This is a genomic window from Frankia sp. CcWB2 (assembly GCF_977927585.1).
On sequence record NZ_CDWRCM010000124.1, the window covers coordinates 8,464 to 8,860 of the forward strand.

Here is a 397-nt window from a genome sequence, read left to right on the forward strand (position 1 = left end):
ATCCACCGCTGGCGCAAGGAGAAGGACAAGGCCCCGACCTGCGAGACCATCTACATGATCATCGGCGTCACCGCCGAACAGGCCGAACCCGCCCTGCTCGCCGACCTTGCCCGCGGCCATTGGCACATCGAGGTCAAGCAGCATTATGTCCGAGACATGACCTTCGGTGAAGACGCCAGCAGCAGCCGGACCGGCCGTGTCCCGGCAGCCCTCGCGATCTTCCGAGGCGCCGCGATCAACGCGATCCGCCGCGCTGGCTACCGCTACATCTCCTCCGGCCGCCGCGCCCACAAGAAAGCCACCGCCGCTCTCGAGCTCCATGGCTTCCCATGGCAAACCGGACAGACGGGAGACACCGCCGATTCCTGGACAGGTCACTCAGATCGCGAACATGCCG

At 65.7% G+C, this 397-nt stretch carries 1 pseudogene; it reads left to right on the forward strand.

The annotated features are described in order from the left end of the window. Positions 1-397, forward strand: a pseudogene (locus ACY45C_RS13900) (hypothetical protein); the annotation flags it as partial.